The organism is Robertmurraya kyonggiensis, from assembly GCF_005116465.1.
Lineage (GTDB): Bacteria > Bacillota > Bacilli > Bacillales > Cytobacillaceae > Robertmurraya > Robertmurraya kyonggiensis.
Window position 1 is genome coordinate 1 of record NZ_SWBM01000083.1, and the last position, 1,066, is coordinate 1,066.

2 protein-coding genes are annotated in these 1,066 nt (G+C 43.7%); both read left to right on the forward strand.

Features of this window, described 5'->3' with window-relative positions:
* Positions 1-59 precede the first annotated feature (59 nt).
* Complete coding sequence (locus tag FA727_RS25740) at positions 60-497, forward strand: hypothetical protein (protein ID WP_136833934.1); 438 nt, start codon at positions 60-62, stop codon at positions 495-497.
* Positions 498-850: 353 nt separating this feature from the next.
* Positions 851-1,066 (forward strand): hypothetical protein (locus FA727_RS25745; RefSeq protein ID WP_136833935.1); only part of this gene is annotated, 216 nt, incomplete at its 3' end.

The following is a 1,066-nucleotide window of genomic DNA, read 5'->3' on the forward strand; positions in this document are numbered from 1 at the left end:
CACATTAGAGCTAAAGTGGCTCAAAACTGAATGAACAAAGAAAAGAAGGGTCTTAAATCATGTCGGTTAATATGCATGCTATTGATTGTAAATCCGTTGTTTCGACCGATAATGATAATAATGTTAATATTGCTGAATTTGCATGGCCTTCTAAAGTTGAAGCTTATTCTTGTTCATCTCTTAGGCCGGCTCATAAGAGTCGGCAAGAAGAATTAAAATTTACATTTAATGTATCTAAATGTGATCACATTTTTGATGAATTGCATAAACATGGATACATTAAGATTTCTCATGTTATACCTGCATTGGAAGAGTTGAAAAGGCATGCATATTGTAAATTTCATAATTCTTATTCGCATGCTATCAATGATTGCAAAGTTTTCTGTCGGCAAGTTCAATTGGCTATAAATGAAGGCCGTTTGAGATTTCATGATATGCAGGTGGATAAAACTTCTTTCCCAGTCAGTACCTTGGACCTGCAGCACCTAAGGTTTTGATTCGGCCGCATCAAGTTGAATCGACCAAAGGGAAGAATGTGGTGGTGGGAGATGAAAGACCCACTTTGATAGGGAAGGAGTTGATCCGTGAAGTGACATGTGAGAAATCTTCTGATGGAAAGGTAACATTCAAAGTCACATTGAGAGCCTCTGGACATGGGGGGCAAAGGTCGGTCGTTTCACCTGGACTACAACCGTCTGGGCCTGCTCTACTATAGGCGGTCAGACCGGCTGCAGCAGGCGGTCAGACTGGCTGGGCGGTTAGACCGGCTGCAGTAGGCGGTCAGGCCGTCCTACACCATGGTCGTCCAAAGGCGCTGAAAACGAAGCGTTCAGAGATTGGAGCTTCGAAAGTGAGTGTGGCTCAAGACGGAGGATCTGATATGAAGCCAAAGGTCACATTCGATATGCTTCTCGACAAGTACTCCAAGCAAAAGGCCGTTCCAAGCGATAGGCCATTCAAAAAAGAAGTGAGATCACCTAAAGGTGGATCTTTCAAGCCAGGGCAGCGTCATCATGTGCCTTTTGAGTTAAGTCCGATATGGGATGACACTGGTGTGATGTGGGTG

Excerpts from the sequence above, each read along its gene's own strand:
- FA727_RS25740 (WP_136833934.1), top strand. The coding sequence starts at position 60 with ATGTCGGTTAATATGCATGCTATTGATTGTAAATCCGTTGTTTCGACC.